The 14,072-nt window shown below is 73.2% G+C and carries 14 protein-coding genes; 7 read left to right on the top strand and 7 right to left on the bottom strand.

The genetic code is table 11. From position 1 onward, the window contains the following. Positions 1-8: 8 nt before the first annotated feature. Complete coding sequence (locus tag IG05_RS0109935; protein ID WP_030341146.1) at positions 9-1,202, bottom strand: lipid-transfer protein; 1,194 nt, start codon at positions 1,200-1,202, stop codon at positions 9-11. A gap of 163 nt (positions 1,203-1,365) precedes the next feature. On the opposite strand from IG05_RS0109935, the gene IG05_RS0109940 reads away from it, so the two are divergent. The 5 genes from IG05_RS0109940 to IG05_RS0109960 all read left to right on the top strand — a co-directional run bounded on the left by IG05_RS0109940 (position 1,366) and on the right by IG05_RS0109960 (position 6,866). After that, positions 1,366-3,108: an MFS transporter gene (locus IG05_RS0109940; RefSeq protein WP_030341148.1), complete on the top strand. Its 1,743-nt coding sequence runs from the start codon at positions 1,366-1,368 to the stop codon at positions 3,106-3,108. Between the two features lie 137 nt (positions 3,109-3,245). Next, on the top strand, positions 3,246-3,908 hold the full coding sequence (locus tag IG05_RS0109945; RefSeq protein WP_030341149.1) for a class I SAM-dependent methyltransferase: 663 nt from the start codon (positions 3,246-3,248) through the stop codon (positions 3,906-3,908). Between the two features lie 10 nt (positions 3,909-3,918). Further along, positions 3,919-4,875, top strand: a complete 957-nt coding sequence (locus IG05_RS0109950; RefSeq protein ID WP_030341151.1) for an N-acetylmuramoyl-L-alanine amidase — start codon at positions 3,919-3,921, stop codon at positions 4,873-4,875. Positions 4,876-4,990: 115 nt separating this feature from the next. Then, positions 4,991-5,749, top strand: a complete 759-nt coding sequence (locus IG05_RS0109955) for a DUF5336 domain-containing protein (protein ID WP_030341153.1) — start codon at positions 4,991-4,993, stop codon at positions 5,747-5,749. Between the two features lie 106 nt (positions 5,750-5,855). After that, complete coding sequence (locus IG05_RS0109960) at positions 5,856-6,866, top strand: LLM class F420-dependent oxidoreductase (RefSeq protein WP_030341155.1); 1,011 nt, start codon at positions 5,856-5,858, stop codon at positions 6,864-6,866. Here the strand turns inward: IG05_RS0109960 and IG05_RS0109965 are convergent. Next, positions 6,863-7,456, bottom strand: a complete 594-nt coding sequence (locus IG05_RS0109965) for a hypothetical protein (protein ID WP_030341157.1) — start codon at positions 7,454-7,456, stop codon at positions 6,863-6,865. The two genes, IG05_RS0109960 and IG05_RS0109965, sit on opposite strands and share 4 nt — an antisense overlap. 172 nt (positions 7,457-7,628) lie before the next feature. On the opposite strand from IG05_RS0109965, the gene IG05_RS0109970 reads away from it, so the two are divergent. Then, on the top strand, positions 7,629-7,922 hold the full coding sequence (locus tag IG05_RS0109970; protein ID WP_030341159.1) for a hypothetical protein: 294 nt from the start codon (positions 7,629-7,631) through the stop codon (positions 7,920-7,922). 15 nt (positions 7,923-7,937) lie between these two features. Here the strand turns inward: IG05_RS0109970 and IG05_RS0109975 are convergent, their stop codons facing one another. The 3 genes from IG05_RS0109975 to IG05_RS0109985 are packed head-to-tail and all read right to left on the bottom strand — an operon-like array spanning position 7,938 to position 11,184. Then, positions 7,938-9,008, bottom strand: a complete 1,071-nt coding sequence (locus IG05_RS0109975) for a prenyltransferase/squalene oxidase repeat-containing protein (protein ID WP_030341160.1) — start codon at positions 9,006-9,008, stop codon at positions 7,938-7,940. After that, entirely contained in the window at positions 9,005-9,775 is a 771-nt protein-coding gene (locus IG05_RS0109980; RefSeq protein WP_030341162.1) for a class I SAM-dependent methyltransferase, read from the bottom strand. The genes IG05_RS0109975 and IG05_RS0109980 overlap by 4 nt, the downstream gene beginning before the upstream one ends. Then, entirely contained in the window at positions 9,769-11,184 is a 1,416-nt protein-coding gene (locus tag IG05_RS0109985) for a glycosyltransferase family 4 protein (RefSeq protein WP_030341164.1), read from the bottom strand. The genes IG05_RS0109980 and IG05_RS0109985 overlap by 7 nt, the downstream gene beginning before the upstream one ends. A 220-nt stretch (positions 11,185-11,404) precedes the next feature. Between IG05_RS0109985 and IG05_RS0109990 the strand changes: the two genes are divergently transcribed. Further along, entirely contained in the window at positions 11,405-12,025 is a 621-nt protein-coding gene (locus tag IG05_RS0109990; RefSeq protein ID WP_030341165.1) for a TetR family transcriptional regulator, read from the top strand. Positions 12,026-12,056: 31 nt separating this feature from the next. Here IG05_RS0109990 and IG05_RS0109995 read toward each other — a convergent pair whose 3' ends face one another. Further along, on the bottom strand, positions 12,057-12,239 hold the full coding sequence (locus IG05_RS0109995) for a hypothetical protein (protein ID WP_030341166.1): 183 nt from the start codon (positions 12,237-12,239) through the stop codon (positions 12,057-12,059). A 607-nt stretch (positions 12,240-12,846) separates the two neighbouring features. Then, entirely contained in the window at positions 12,847-13,902 is a 1,056-nt protein-coding gene (locus IG05_RS0110000; protein ID WP_030341167.1) for a hypothetical protein, read from the bottom strand. Positions 13,903-14,072 lie beyond the last annotated feature (170 nt).

A 14,072-nucleotide genomic window follows, 5' to 3' on the forward strand; every position in this document is an offset into this window, starting at 1 on the left:
CGTGGCCGCTACGCCTCCACCGCCCGCAGCACCGTCACCACCGCCGCACCGCCCAGCCCGATGTTGTGCGCGAGCCCGACCCGCGCCCCCGGCACCTGCCGTGCGCCCGCCTCGCCCCGCAGCTGCCACACCAGCTCGGCCGCCTGCGCCAGACCGGTCGCGCCCAGCGGATGGCCCTTGGAGATCAGCCCGCCGGACGGGTTCACCACCCACCGCCCGCCGTAGGTCGTCGCACCCGACTCCACCAGGCCGCCCGACTCCCCCGGCGCGCACATGCCGAGCGCCTCGTACGTCAGCAGTTCGTTGACGGAGAAGCAGTCGTGCAGCTCGATCACGTCGACGTCCTCGATGCCGAGCCCACAGCGGTCGTAGACCTGCCGGGCCGCCGCCCGGGACATCGGCTGCCCGACGGCGTCGATGCAGGACCCGGAGGCGAAGGACTCCTCGGTGTCCGTGGTCATGGCCTGCGCGACGATCTCCACCAGGCCGGTCAGGGAGCGCTGCTCGGCGAACCGCTCCGACACCACCACGGCCGCCGCCGCGCCGTCCGAGGTGGGCGAGCACTGGAGCTTGGTGAGCGGCCGGTGGACCGTACGGGAGGCGAGGACGTCGTCCACCTCGTACACGTCCCGGAACTGGGCGTAGGGGTTGTGCGCCGAGTGGCGGTGGTTCTTGGCGGCGACGGCGGCGAGCTGCGCCTCGGTGGTGCCGTACCGCTCCCTGTGCTCGCGGGCCGCGGCGCCGAAGATCTGCGCGGTCGGCGGGCTCGCCGCGAAGCCGTGCCGGGCGGCCATGACGCCGTAGTGCCGGGCCACCGGGGACGCCGCGAAGTCGCCGCCGCCGGTCCCCGCCCCGAGCGCCCCCTTCTTCATCCGTTCGAAGCCGAGGGCCAGGGCGCAGTCGGCCGCGCCGCCCTCGACCAGCTGCCGGGCCAGCATGAGCGAGGTCGCGCCGGTCGCGCAGTTGTTGTTGACGTTGTAGACGGGGACGCCGGTCAGGCCGAGTTCGTAGGCGGCGCGCTGGCCGGCGGTCGAGGGCTGGAAGCAGTAGCCGACGGGAACCTGTTCCACGTCGGTGTAGGCCACGCCCGCGTCCGCCAGTGCGGCACTGCCCGCCTCGCGCACCATGTCCCAGTACTGCCACTGCCTGGTCTCGGGCTTCTCGAAGCGGGTCATTCCGACCCCGGCGACATAGGCCTTCATGGCGCGCCAGGCTAGAACGTGTTCCACCAACACACCAGACCCTGACACCGAGTCAGAATGCCATGGAACGGTCAAGGATTCGTTAGAGGCCCGAAGCAACGGAATAGTTGCCTGTGCATACGAGGTTTACCCGGCACTTATGCCACGCGGAAGGCCTCACCCCATGCCAGACACGACGACCGACCAGCCCACCCGGAGAGCGGGCGGCGCCGTCGTCCCGGTGCTCGCCTTCGCGGGCATCGTGGTCGCGGTGATGCAGACCCTGCTCGTACCGGTCATCAAGGACCTGCCGCAGCTGCTGGACACCGCCCCCAGCAACGCCACCTGGGTGCTCACCTCGACCCTGCTGTCCGGCGCCGTCGCCACCCCGATCATGGGCCGGCTCGGCGACCTCTACGGCAAGCGCCGCATGCTGATCCTCAGCCTCGCCGTGATGGTGGCCGGCGCCCTGGTCAGCGCGGTCACCAGCCAGCTGCTCGTCATGATCGCGGGCCGTACCCTGCAGGGCTTCGCCATGGGCGCGATACCGCTCGGCATCGGCCTGATGCGCGACATGCTCCCCCGCGAGAGGCTCGGCTCGGCCATGGCCCTGATGAGCTCCTCGATCGGCGTCGGCGGCGGCCTCGCGCTGCCCGCCGCGGCCCTGGTCGCCCAGCACACGGACTGGCACGCTCTGTTCTACGGCGCCGCCGGCCTCGGCGCGCTCGCCATCGTCCTCACCCTCCTCGCCGTACCGGAGTCCCCGATGCGCGCCGAGGGCTCCTTCGACCTGCTCGGCGCGCTGGGCCTGTCCGCCGGCCTGGTCCTGCTCCTGCTGCCCATCACCAAGGGCAGCGACTGGGGCTGGTCGTCGGGAACGACGCTCGGCCTGTTCGCCGGCGCCGTCGTGGTCCTGCTGCTGTGGGGCGTGTTCGAGCTGCGCGTCCAGGCCCCTCTGGTCGACCTGCGCACCACCGCCCGCCGCGAGGTGCTGCTCACCAACCTCGCCTCGATCATGGTCGGCGTCAGCTTCTACGTCGTCTCCCTCGTCCTGCCCCAGCTGCTCCAGCTGCCCACCGCCACCGGCTACGGCCTCGGGCAGTCCATGGTCGTCGCGGGCCTGTGCGTGGCCCCGCTGGGCCTGACGATGATGTTCACCGCACCGGTCTACGCCCGGCTGTCCGCCCGCTACGGCCCCAGGGTCACCCTGATCACCGGCCTGCTGATCATCGCGATCGGCTACGGCGGCGGCCTGGGCCTGATGGACGCGGCCTGGCAGACGGTCGTCACCTCCGTGGTGCTCGGCGCGGGCATCGGCCTCGCCTACTCCTCGCTGCCCGCGCTGATCGTCGGCGCGGTCCCGGCCTCGGAGACCGGCGCGGCCAACGGCCTGAACACCCTGATGCGGTCCATCGGCACGTCGGTGTCCAGCGCCGTCATCGGCATGGTGCTGGCCAACACCGCGAACGACGTGGGCGGCGTCGCCGTCCCGACCATGCACGGCTTCCGGGTCTCCTTCCTGATCGCCACGGCCGCGGTCGCGGTGGGCCTGCTGCTCGCGCTGTGCCTGCCGAAGGCCGCGCGCCCGGTCCAGCACACGCAGCTGCGGGCGAGCAGCGAGGAGGAGGCCGGCCTGGAGCGGGCCGAGGAGGTGCTGCGCGGGTTCCGGGGACGGATCCTGGACGCCGGCGGCGCGCCCGTCGCGCGGGCCAAGGTCACCCTGATCGACCGCCGGGGGCGGCAGGCCGGCGCGACCCTCTCCGCGGCGGACGGCAGCTATGTGCTGGCGGTGCCGGGTGAGGGGGCGTACGTGCTGGCCGCGAAGGCCTCCGGCCACGGGCCACTGGCTTCCTCGGTGACGCATTCCGGTGTGGAGCGGGCTGTCGATCTGGATCTCTCGCTGCCGGGGGAGACGGTGAGCGCCTGAGGGCTCGGGCGGTCCCGCCGTCCTGCGGGGAACGCGCCGTCGTGGTGTCTCGCGCAGTTCCCCGCGCCCCTTCGGGGCGCTGCACGCCCCCCTGTCATCATGGGCGGTCGGACTGACGTACGACCGAAAGGCGCCCCATGCCCGCCGCTCCCAAGCCCGAGATCCTGGCCGCGTTCGAGGCGGCGAAGGGGTTCATGCCCGTCGACGAGGGGCTCGCCCTGTACGACGCCGCCGTCACCGCCGGCCGGCTCGGGCTGCCGGTGCTGGAGGTGGGGACGTACTGCGGGCGGTCCACGATCCTGGTGGCCGACGCGGCCCGCGCGGCTGGGGTGACCGCGCTGACCGTCGACCACCACCGGGGCAGCGAGGAGCAGCAGCCCGGCTGGGACTACCACGACCCGGAGACGGTCGACCCCGTGACCGGCCTCATGGACACCCTCCCGGCCTTCCGGCGCACGCTGTTCAAGGCGGGCCTGGAGGAGCACGTGGTCGCCCTCGTCGGCCGCTCCCCGCAGATCGCGGCGATCTGGAACTCCCCGCTCGGCTTCGTGTTCGTCGACGGCGGTCACACCGACGAGCACGCCACCGCCGACTACGAGGGCTGGGCGCCGCACGTGGCCGAGGGCGGGCTGCTGGTCATCCACGACGTCTTCCCCCATCCGGAGGACGAGTTCACCGGCCAGGCCCCGTACCGCGTCTATCTGCGGGCCCTTGACTCCGGGGCGTTCACCGAGGTGTCGGCGACCGGCTCGCTGCGTGTCCTGCGGCGAACGGGGGCGGGGATCCGACGCCCCGGTTAGAGTCGCAGACGTGTCGTACACAGGCCCGGAATTCGATCCCCCGCAGCAGCGCCGGCCCCGGCGCGGCCCGCTGACCGTGGCGCTCGCCGCGCTGGTGCCCGGCGCCCTGCTCGGCTGGCTGGTGTACGAGGCGGCGGGCGGCGGCCCCGGCGGCGCGGACCGTACGGTTTCCCCGGCGCCCGTCCCGCGCAGCGCCACGGTGTCCTCCGCGACGCCGTCCGCCTCCCCGGGCGACGACGCCAAGGCGTCGGGCTCGCCCTCCGCCCGGCCGGACGGCTCCGGCACCGGCACCCTCAAGGGCAAGGTCGTCGTCATCGACCCGGGGCACAACCCGGGCAACTTCCGGCACACGGCCGAGATCAGCCGCCAGGTGGACATCGGAACCAACCGCAAGGAGTGCGACACCACCGGGACGTCCACCAACGACGGTTACACCGAGGCGCGGTTCACCCTCGACGTGGCCCACCGGCTGCGGACCCTGCTGGAGCAGCAGGGGGCCACGGTGAAGCTCACACGCGACGGCGACAGCCCGGCGTGGGGTCCGTGCGTGGACGAGCGGGCCCGGATCGGCAACACCGCGCGCGCGGACGCGGCGATCTCGATCCACGCCGACGGCTCCGCCGAGGGCGACCGCGGCTTCCACGTCATCCTGCCGGGGTCCGTGCACGCCGGTGCCGCCGACACCCGTCTCGTCACCGGCCCGTCGCACGACCTCGGGGTGCGCATCGCGGGCACGTTCCTGCGCGAGACGGGCGAGCCGCCCTCCAACTACCTCGGCGACGGTACCGGTCTCGTCACGCGCACGGACCTGGGTGGTCTCAATCTGTCAACGGTTCCCAAGGTGTTCATCGAGTGCGGCAACATGCGCGATAGCAAGGACGCGGCACTGCTGACCAGCGGGGCCTGGCGGCAGCGGGCGGCGCAGGGGATCTCTGAGGGAATCGTGAGTTTCCTGCGCGAGTCGTGACCGGTGGGCGGAACCGGCCGGACAGCCGGATCTTGCGGACGGTAGTGTCTACCGACGACGAGACGACTACGAAGGACCTGAAGTGAATATCCGCTCCCTCACTAGAGGCGACGGCGTGGTGATCGGAGCAGCGGTGGTGCTGTTCATCGCGTCGTTCCTCACTTTCCAGAGCTACTCCTTTTTCGGCGCCTCGGCCGACGGGAACGCGTGGGACAACCTGGGCATGGGCCTGGGCGTCTACATGGGCGCGGTGATCGGTGCCGTCCTCATCGTCGTCAACCGCTGTCTGCCGCAGCCCCGCAAGGTGGCCGGGCTCGACCTCTCCGTCGTCGGCACCGCGTTCGCCGTCCTCACGGCTTGGACGCTGCTGTGGACGCTGATCGACACGCCTGACGGTGCGGACGTCGGCGCCGGTCTCATCCTCGGATTCATCGCCGCGCTCGTCCTGGCCGCCGCCGCCATCGCCACCCCGCTGGTCCCCGCCCTCCAGGCCGCCCTGGTGCCGGCCCCGAAGCCGGCCGCCCCGCAGCCCTACGGCGCCCAGCCGCCCGGTGGTTACGGCTACCCGGGCGCCCAGCCGCAGCAGCCGTACGGTGCGCAGCCGCAGCCGGGGCAGCCGTACGGGCAGCAGCAGCCGGCCGCGCAGGCCGCTCCGGCGCCGCAGCCGGCCGCCGCCGACTTCTCGCCGTTCTGGTTCGCCGTGCCGGTGACCCGTCCGCTGTTCGCGGAGGACGGCTCGCCGACGCCGATCGCCGAACTGGCCCCGGGCACCTGGTACCTGGCCGTCGAGCAGCGCGGTGCCGCGCTGGTCGCGCAGACCCAGGACGGCCGCCGTGGCGTGCTCCAGGACACCTCGGGTATCCAGCGCGGCTGATCCGGCACCGCCGCAGCGCACCGGCCCCTCGCCCTTCCGGGCGGGGGGCCGTTGTCGTACAGTCGGCTCCCGGCTGATGTCTGATGGAGCGTCAGGAGGCAGGCGCATGCGGCTCGGTCTCGCACTCGGCTACTGGGGACGCGGTCCGGACGCCGGCCATGTGCCGCTCGCCCGGGAGGCGGAACGGCTCGGCTACGACTCGGTGTGGACGGCGGAGTCCTGGGGCTCGGACGCCTTCACCGCGCTGACCTGGATCGCCGCGCACACCTCGACGATCAGGCTGGGTACGGCCGTTGCGCAGATGGCCGCCCGCTCGCCGGCCGCCACCGCGATGCACGCGCTCACCCTGGACCACCTCTCCGGCGGGCGCGTGCTGCTCGGGCTCGGGCTGTCCGGGCCGCAGGTGGTGGAGGGCTGGTACGGCCGCCCGTTCCCGGCGTCGCCGCTGACCGCGACCCGGGAGTACGTGGACGTCGTACGCCAGGTGCTGCGCCGGGAGGCGCCGGTGGCGGTGGACGGGCGGTTCCACCCGCTCCCCTACCGGGGTCCGGACGGCACCGGGCTCGGCAAGCCGCTCAAGCCGATCACCCATCCCCTGCGCCGCGACCTGCCCGTCCTCCTCGGTGCCGAGGGCCCGCGGAACGTCGCCCAGACGGCCCGCATCGCCGACGGCTGGCTGCCCCTGTACTGGGCGCCGGGCCGGCCCGAGGTGTACGGGGACGTGGTGCGGGAGTTGCCCGAGGGGTTCCTGGTGGCGCCGATGGCCCGGGTGAAGGTGTGCGACGACGTCGCCGAGGGGCTGCTGCCCGTGAAGGCCATGCTCGGCTTCTACATCGGCGGGATGGGCCACGCGGCCCGCAACTTCCACGCCGACCTGATGGCCCGCATGGGGTACGAGGCCGAGGCCCGGCGGATCCGGGACCTGTTCCTCGCCGGACGCCGGGAGGAGGCCGTGCTGGCCGTGCCGGACGCCTTCGCCGACGAGATCTCCCTGGTCGGCCCGCGCGAACGCATCGCCGAGCGGCTGGAGTCGTGGCGCGCGGGCCCGGTGACGGACCTGCTGGCCCTGTCACCGGACCCGCACACCCTGCGGGTGCTGGCGGAGCTGAACTCCTAGCCCTTGGTCAGCTGGGAGGCGGAGGGCACCTGGTCCTTGACCGGGGCGCCGGCGCTCTTGCCCGCGTCCTTGACGTTGCCGATGACGTCCTCGAACAGGCTCGCCGCGTTCCCGTCGCCGCCGCGCAGCTTGGACGGCAGGTCCTTCAGGCTCGCGATGCCGGCGGTGAGCGGGGCGAGCGCCTTGGACAGGGTCGGGTCGGCCTGGGCGTTCTTCTGGGCCGCCTTGAGCCGGTTGTAGGCGAAGGCGCCGGCCAGAGCGGCCTTGACCAAGGTCAGCTTGCGGCCCTTGGCGCCCTTCTTGAACTTGCCGGCCTTCCAGGGCTTCACGATCCACTGGTAGGTCGCACCGGCCGCGAGGCCCGCGTCCACCACGAAGCGGGTCTTGGCGAACTTGCGCTTCTCCGCCGACGCGGTCGGGCTGGGGGTGACGGCGGCGGGCTCGGCCCGCACCTCCCCGGTGTCCTGCGCACTGCTCCTGGTAGTGGTCCTGGTACTGCTCGCCTGCTCACCGCCACAGGCCGTGGCACCGGCCACCAGGGCACAGCACAGCGTGAGCGCCACCACGAGGCGCCGTATCGGTACGGGCACGAGGTCCTCCGGACGTGTCCTCCCCGAGCGGTCTGCTTCCTCCGGCAGCCTCACCCGGGCCCTCCGGATCCGCCACCCGGGCGACGCCGTCCGGGTGGCGTCCGGGTGCCGTCCGGGCCCTGCCCGGGTCCCGTCCTGGTTTCACCGGCCGCCGCCCGGCAATCCGGTAGGCATGTCCCCTCGTTATCGCAACGGTGCGAATCAGGCCGGGACGGTCATCGCGATCGTCGCCGACATCATGGCGCTCATACTCGGCCTGTGGATCCTGATGTACCTGCTGGACGCCAACCGGGCCAACAGTCTGGTCCAGTTCGTCCACGACGCGGCCTCCTGGCTGGCCGGGTGGTCGCACGACCTGTTCACCTTCGACGAGGCATGGGCGCGAGTGGTCGCCGGCTACGGTCTCGCGGCCGTGGTCTACCTGTTCGTGGGCCACGCCATCGCCAACCGGATGCAGCGGCACTGACCGCCCGGTGACCGCTCAGCGGCAGCAGTCGGGATCGAGCCCCGCCGGCAGGTGGTCGCCGCCGAACACCGCGCACGTGGCGTCGTGGCCGCCCAGTGCGGCCACGGCCAGCAGCAGGGAGCCCGCCGTCCAGGTGGTCAGCTCGCGGGGCCAGATCGCGTCGTCGTCGAAGACGTAGCCCGTCCAGTACAGGCCGCTCTCCGGGTCCCGCAGGTGCTGGATGGACTGGAGGATCTCCAGCGCGCGGTCGGACTCGCCCATCGCCCACAGGGCCAGGGCGAGTTCGGCGGACTCGCCGCCGGTCACCCACGGGTTGGGCACCACGCAGCGCACCCCGAGCCCGGGGACGACGAACCGGTCCCAGTCCGCCTCGATGCGGGCCTTGGCCTCCGCTCCGGTGAGCGCGCCGCCGAGGACCGGGTAGTACCAGTCCATCGAGTAGTGGTCCTTGTCCAGGAAGCGCTCGGGGTGGCGACGGATCGCGTGCCGCAGCGCCCCGGCCGCCAACTCCCAGTCCGGCTGCGGCTCTTCCCGCTCATCGGCGATGGCGAGGGCGCAGCGCAGGGCGTGGTGGATCGAGGAGCTGCCGGTCAGCAGGGCGTCGGCGGTGGGTGTCCCGTCGTCCTCGCGGCGCCAGCCGACCTGGCCGCCCGCCTGCTGCAGGCGCAGCACCCACTCGACGGCCGCGTAGACGGTCGGCCACATCCGGTCCAGGAACGTGTCGTCGCCCGTGGACAGGTAGTGGTGCCAGACGCCGACGGCTATGTAGGCGACGAAGTTCGACTCGCGGGCGTGGTCGGTGACCTCGTCGTGGGCGCCGTCGGCGTAGCCGGCGTACCAGGAGCCGTCCTCGTTCTGGTGCCGGGCGAGCCAGTCGTAGGCCCGCTCGGCGGCCTCGTGCTCGCCGGCCGCGTCCAGGGCCATGGCGGCCTCGGTGTGGTCCCACGGGTCGAGGTGGTGCCCGCGGAACCACGGGATCGCGCCGTCCTCCCGCTGCACGGCGAGGATGCCGCGGACGGTCGCGGCGGCCTGCCCGGCGGTGAGGACCCCGGGCAGGACCAGGTGTTCCGTCCGGGGGGTGGTCACTTGGCGGCCACCCCGTCGGTCCCGGCCACCCCGGCGGGCCCGGCGAGCCGGGGCAGGTGCGGCTTGGTCGCGTAGACCACGAAGCTCTTGCCGATCAGCGGGTTCAGCGCCTGCTCGGCGAGCCGGGTGGCGAGCGGCTTCTTCATGATGTCCCAGACCAGCAGCTTGTGGTACGCCCGTACCGGCAGCGCCTTGTCGTTGTCGACGCCGAACGCGCACTTCAGCCACCAGTACGGCGAGTGCAGGGCGTGCGCGTGGTGGGTGCCGTACGGCTTCAGGCCCGCCTCGCGGACCTTCCCGACCAGCTCGTCCGCCTTGTAGATGCGGATGTGGCCGCCCTCGACCTCGTGGTAGGCGTCGGACAGCGTCCAGCAGACCTTCTCGGGGCCGTAGCGCGGCACGGTGATCGCGATGCGGCCGCCCGGCCTGAGCACGCGCACCATCTCCGCGAGCACACCCTTGTCGTCGGGGATGTGCTCCATCACCTCGGAGATGATGACGACGTCGAAGGACTCGTCGGGGAAGGGCAGGGCGAGCGCGTCGCCCTCCATCGCGGTGGCGGTGGCGCCCTCGGGCGCCTCCCCGGCCTCCTTCATCGCCGCGAACCACTTGGCGACCTCGCGGATCTCCTCGCCGTTCTGGTCCAGCGCCACGACCTGGGCACCGCGCCGGTAGCACTCGAAGGCGTGCCGGCCGGCTCCGCAGCCGAGGTCCAGGACACGGTCGCCGGGGGCGAGCGGGAACCGGGAGAAGTCGACGGTCAGCACGTGGCCCTGCTTTCGGAGGAGACGCCTGCAACACTTGCCGGGGCCGCGGGGCGGCCGGGGGTCTGGGCCGCGGAGCGGCTGCGGCCGGCCGCGGAGCGGTGGGGGCCCGGGGAGCGGGCGATGGCCTCGCGGTAGTGGGCGACCGTGCCCTCGGCGGCGCGGGCCCAGGTGAAGTTGCGCAGCACCCGCTCGCGGCCCGCCCGGCCCAGCCGCGCCCGCAGCTCCGGGTCGCCGAGCAGCCGGCTCAGCCCGGCGGCCAGCGCGCCCGGGTCGCCGGGCGGTACGGCCAGACAGGTCTCCCCGTCCGGGCCGGCGACCTCGGGGATCGCGCCGCCGGTGGTGGCGAGCAGCGGGGTGCCGGTGGCCATGGCCTCGGCGGCGGGCAGCGAGAAACCCTCGTACAGGGAGGGCACGCACGCCACTTGGGCGGAGCGGATCAGGTCGACCAGTTCGGCGTCGGAGATGCCCTTGACGAAGTCGACGGCGCCTTCGAGGCCGTACCGCTCGATCGCCTGGGCGACCGGGCCCTCCTGCGGGCGCTTGCCGACGACGACGAGGTGCGCGGCCGGGTGCTCGGTGCGCACCTTGGCGAGCGCCTCGACGAGGAACACCAGCCCCTTCAGCGGTACGTCCGCGCTGGAGGTGGTGACGATCCGGCCCGGCACCTCGGGGACGGCCGGATTCGGCGCGAACAGGTCGGTGTCGGCGCCGATGTGGACGACGTGCACGCGGTCGTCGCGGACACCGAGGTGGTCCACGATCTCCTGGCGGGAGCTGCCGGAGACGGTGAGGACCGAGGGCAGCCGGCGGGCGACGCGCTTCTGCATGCGGGTGAAGGCGTACCAGCGGCGCACCGAGTAGCGGCGCTGCCAGCTGCCGGCGGCGTCCAGCTCCAGCTGCCGGTCCACGGTGATGGGGTGGTGGATCGTGGTGACCAGGGGGGCGCCGATGTCGCCCAGCAGGCCGTAGCCGAGGGTCTGGTTGTCGTGGACGACGTCGAACTCGCCGCGCCGGGCGCGCAGGTGCCGGCGGGCGCGCAGCGAGAAGGTCAGCGGCTCGGGGAAGCCGCCGGTCCACATGGTGCCGACCTCCAGGGCGTCGATCCAGTCCCGGTACTCGTCCCGCTTCGGGGTCCGGAAGGGGTCGGGCTGGCGGTAGAGGTCGAGGCTGGGCAGCTCGGTGAGGGTGAGACCGGGGCAGCCCTCGTCGAGGACGGGGTACGGCTGCGAGCCGATGACCTCGACGCGGTGGCCGAGCCGGGCCAGCTCACGCGAGAGGTGCCGTACGTAGACGCCCTGGCCCCCGCAGAACGGGTTCCCTTTATAGGTGAGGAGCGCGATGTCGAGCGGTCGCTCGCCGTCAGATGCGGGGCCCTCCTGGGCACCCGCTTCCCGGGCCTCAGCGGTCACTCCGTGCCCCCTTCTGCCTGCACTGTCCCGCGAGACTACGACGGGACGCTAATCTAGAACAAGTTTCAGACTTGATCGTTCAAGAGGCTCTGAATCTACCGGCAGGTAGGGGCGCTGTGAGCAGTGGATCAGGTGATTCACGCCACGGCGCGCGCCCCTGTCGTCCTGTCTGATCACGAGCCCTACAGACACCCTCACCGACTGTCACGGAACGGGACCCATGCCTGCGGAAGCCAGCACCTCGCGCCCGGCCTCGTCACCCCTCACGGAGCGGCAGGAGGCCCGCCGGCGCAGGATCCTGCACGCCAGCGCGCAGCTGGCCAGCCGGGGCGGGTTCGACGCGGTGCAGATGCGCGAGGTCGCCGAGTCCTCCCAGGTGGCCCTCGGCACGCTGTACCGCTACTTCCCGTCCAAGGTGCACCTGCTGGTGGCCACCATGCAGGACCAGCTGGAGCACATGCACGGCACCCTGCGCAAGAAGCCGCCCACGGGCGACTCGGCGGCCCAGCGGGTCGCCGAGACCCTGATGCGCGCGTTCCGGGCGCTGCAGCGCGAGCCGCACCTGGCCGACGCGATGGTGCGCGCGCTCACCTTCGCCGACCGCAGCGTCTCGCCGGAGGTCGACCAGGTCTCCCGCCAGACCACCGCGATCATCCTGGACGCGATGGGCCTGGCGGACCCGACCCCCGAGCAGCTCTCCGCGGTCCGGGTCATCGAGCACACCTGGCACTCGGCGCTCATCACCTGGCTGTCGGGCCGCGCCTCCATCGCCCAGGTGAAGGTCGACATCGAGACGGTGTGCCGCCTGATCGACCTGACGGACCCGGCCGACCGCGCCTGACCCGCCCCACGTGGTCGCCCCTCGCCGCCGATCACCCCCGTCGCCAGCGCCGCAGCGCCCCCAGGAGCCGGTCGAGCACCCTGAGCGCGGCGGTACGCCGGGCCGGCCGGCGGGACCACACGGCGGGCAGGACGACCCCGGCGTAGACGGCGAGGAAGACGAGCGCGGCGAGCAGGACGGGCAGCTGGGCGGCGAGCGGCAGCTGGAAGATCATGGCGTTCCCTCCGGGACGAACGGCCGACGGCGTGCACCTCGACCTTCGCCCCCCGGCGCCCCCTGCCGGCCGCACTCCGAATCCCCCCGAACCCCGGGCGAAACCCGCAGGTCAGCCCGTAGCCTTCGGAGACGTCCGCCGCATCGCACCGAAGGGGTGGGGAGTTGGCCGCACCACCGGCGGGTCCCGTCGCGGACACCCACATGACCCCGCCGCGAGGCGCCGGCGAGGAGGAGCACGCCCGGCGCGGTCCGTGACACATGGCAGGACCTACGAGACGGGTTCCCTTCGCCGGCATGGTCCGGATCAGGTCCTGGGGGTCGCCGTACGGCCTGACTGCTGCCTTCCGGCCTCTCAGCCCTACCGTCGCTGTCGGCCCGGGCGGATGCCTGAGCGTCTCGCCTGAGTCGGCTACTCCGGTGGGGGCTCCCTCACTCGTCTCGTAGGCCACTACCAGCATAGGCCGGAACACCCCTGACGGAACCGGTCAATTCCCACCAGTTGCCAACATACGGGACTGGCGGCGGCGGGCTCCGATCGTGGGCCACGGCAGGCGGAGGCCGACGCGCAGACGGCCACGCCGCCGGCCGCCGGGTCCCGGACGTTCCTAGGCCGCGTAGACGTTGGTCGCCGGCAGGACCGTCGCCGTCAGGTGGCGGGCCAGGCGGCGCAGGGCCGTCTCGCAGTCCGTGGGGTTCTCGGCCGTGACCACCCAGTGGGCCAGGCGGTCGCCGGCGTCCGCGTACGGGGCCGCCGTCACCGGGGCGCCGGGACGGTGGGTGAGGAGCATGCGGTCGGCGGCCGGGTCCTGGTCGGCGGCGGGGTCCAGGTGGAGGTGGCTCAGGCGGCCGGTCACGGTCGGGTAGGCGAACTGGACGGCGGCGGCCCGCTGGCGGGTGGGGGTCAGTTCGGGGTGCCGGCCGGTGGCCAGGGCCGCCGCGGCCTCGGCCAGGTCGACACCGGTGGCGCGCTCCACCAGCAGCGGGATCAGGTCGCCCGGGAGGTGCGGGGCGACGTCGAGGACGCGCGGGCCGCGGTCCGTCAGCCGGAGGGTGACGTGCGCGACCGTGTGGGCCAGACCCAGGGCGCGGACGGTCCGCTCGACGCACTGGCGCAGGAAACGGTTGTGCAGGAGGCCGTCGTGGGCGTGGACGCGGTGCCGCAGCGCGACCCGGCCGGGCGGCGGGCCCGGGGTCGTACGGGTGAGGGCCACGATGCGGACCTCGTCGTCCAGGACCACCGTCTCCGCGGACACCAGCGGGTCGGCCGGCTCCTCCGGGTCACCGGGGCCGGCCGTCGGCAGCCGGTGCCGCAGGAGCAGGGCCTGTAACGCCACCGGGTCGGCACAGGCGGCGGCCGTCCCGTACGGCAGGCCCGGCAAGCCCAGCCGGCCGGTGATCAGCGCGGCGGCGGGCAGGTGCCGCGTGGACCAGGTCAGTACGCCGGCGACCGGATGCCCGGCCGCGTAGGCCAGGACCGCCTCCGCCGCCTGGGTCTCCCGGGCCGGGTCGGCCGCGAGGTGCGCCGTCACGTACGGGCGCGCCCAGGCGGGCGGGTCCGGGTCGACCAGGACGACCGGGCGGAGCGCGGCGATCCGGGCCAGCGGGACGTCGTCGCACGTCTCCCGGCGGCCGGCCCCGAGGAGCACGACGGGCTGCGCCATGGTGCCTGGACCTTCCTCAAGGAGAGGGCGGACAAGAAACACCCCGGGTGCCGCTCCCCCATAGGCGGCACCCGGGGCGGGTCGGATCTTGCTCTCCGTGCAGTGATCCTCACCCACAGCGCCCCCAACTGTCAACGATAGCTGCGCTATTTGGCAGGGAGCGTTGTCAC

The organism is Streptomyces sp. NRRL S-1022 (assembly GCF_000720135.1).
Taxonomy (GTDB): domain Bacteria; phylum Actinomycetota; class Actinomycetes; order Streptomycetales; family Streptomycetaceae; genus Streptomyces.

What these genes read in the sequence shown, in the direction of transcription:
- IG05_RS0110000 (WP_030341167.1), bottom strand. Translation starts at nt 13,902, where the DNA reads ATGGCGCAGCCCGTCGTGCTCCTCGGGGCCGGCCGCCGGGAGACGTGC.
- IG05_RS0109995 (WP_030341166.1), bottom strand. Translation starts at nt 12,239, where the DNA reads ATGATCTTCCAGCTGCCGCTCGCCGCCCAGCTGCCCGTCCTGCTCGCC.
- IG05_RS0109935 (WP_030341146.1), bottom strand. Translation starts at nt 1,202, where the DNA reads ATGAAGGCCTATGTCGCCGGGGTCGGAATGACCCGCTTCGAGAAGCCC.
- IG05_RS0109940 (WP_030341148.1), top strand. Translation starts at nt 1,366, where the DNA reads ATGCCAGACACGACGACCGACCAGCCCACCCGGAGAGCGGGCGGCGCC.
- IG05_RS0109960 (WP_030341155.1), top strand. Translation starts at nt 5,856, where the DNA reads ATGCGGCTCGGTCTCGCACTCGGCTACTGGGGACGCGGTCCGGACGCC.
- IG05_RS0109945 (WP_030341149.1), top strand. Translation starts at nt 3,246, where the DNA reads ATGCCCGCCGCTCCCAAGCCCGAGATCCTGGCCGCGTTCGAGGCGGCG.
- IG05_RS0109990 (WP_030341165.1), top strand. Translation starts at nt 11,405, where the DNA reads ATGCCTGCGGAAGCCAGCACCTCGCGCCCGGCCTCGTCACCCCTCACG.
- IG05_RS0109970 (WP_030341159.1), top strand. Translation starts at nt 7,629, where the DNA reads ATGTCCCCTCGTTATCGCAACGGTGCGAATCAGGCCGGGACGGTCATC.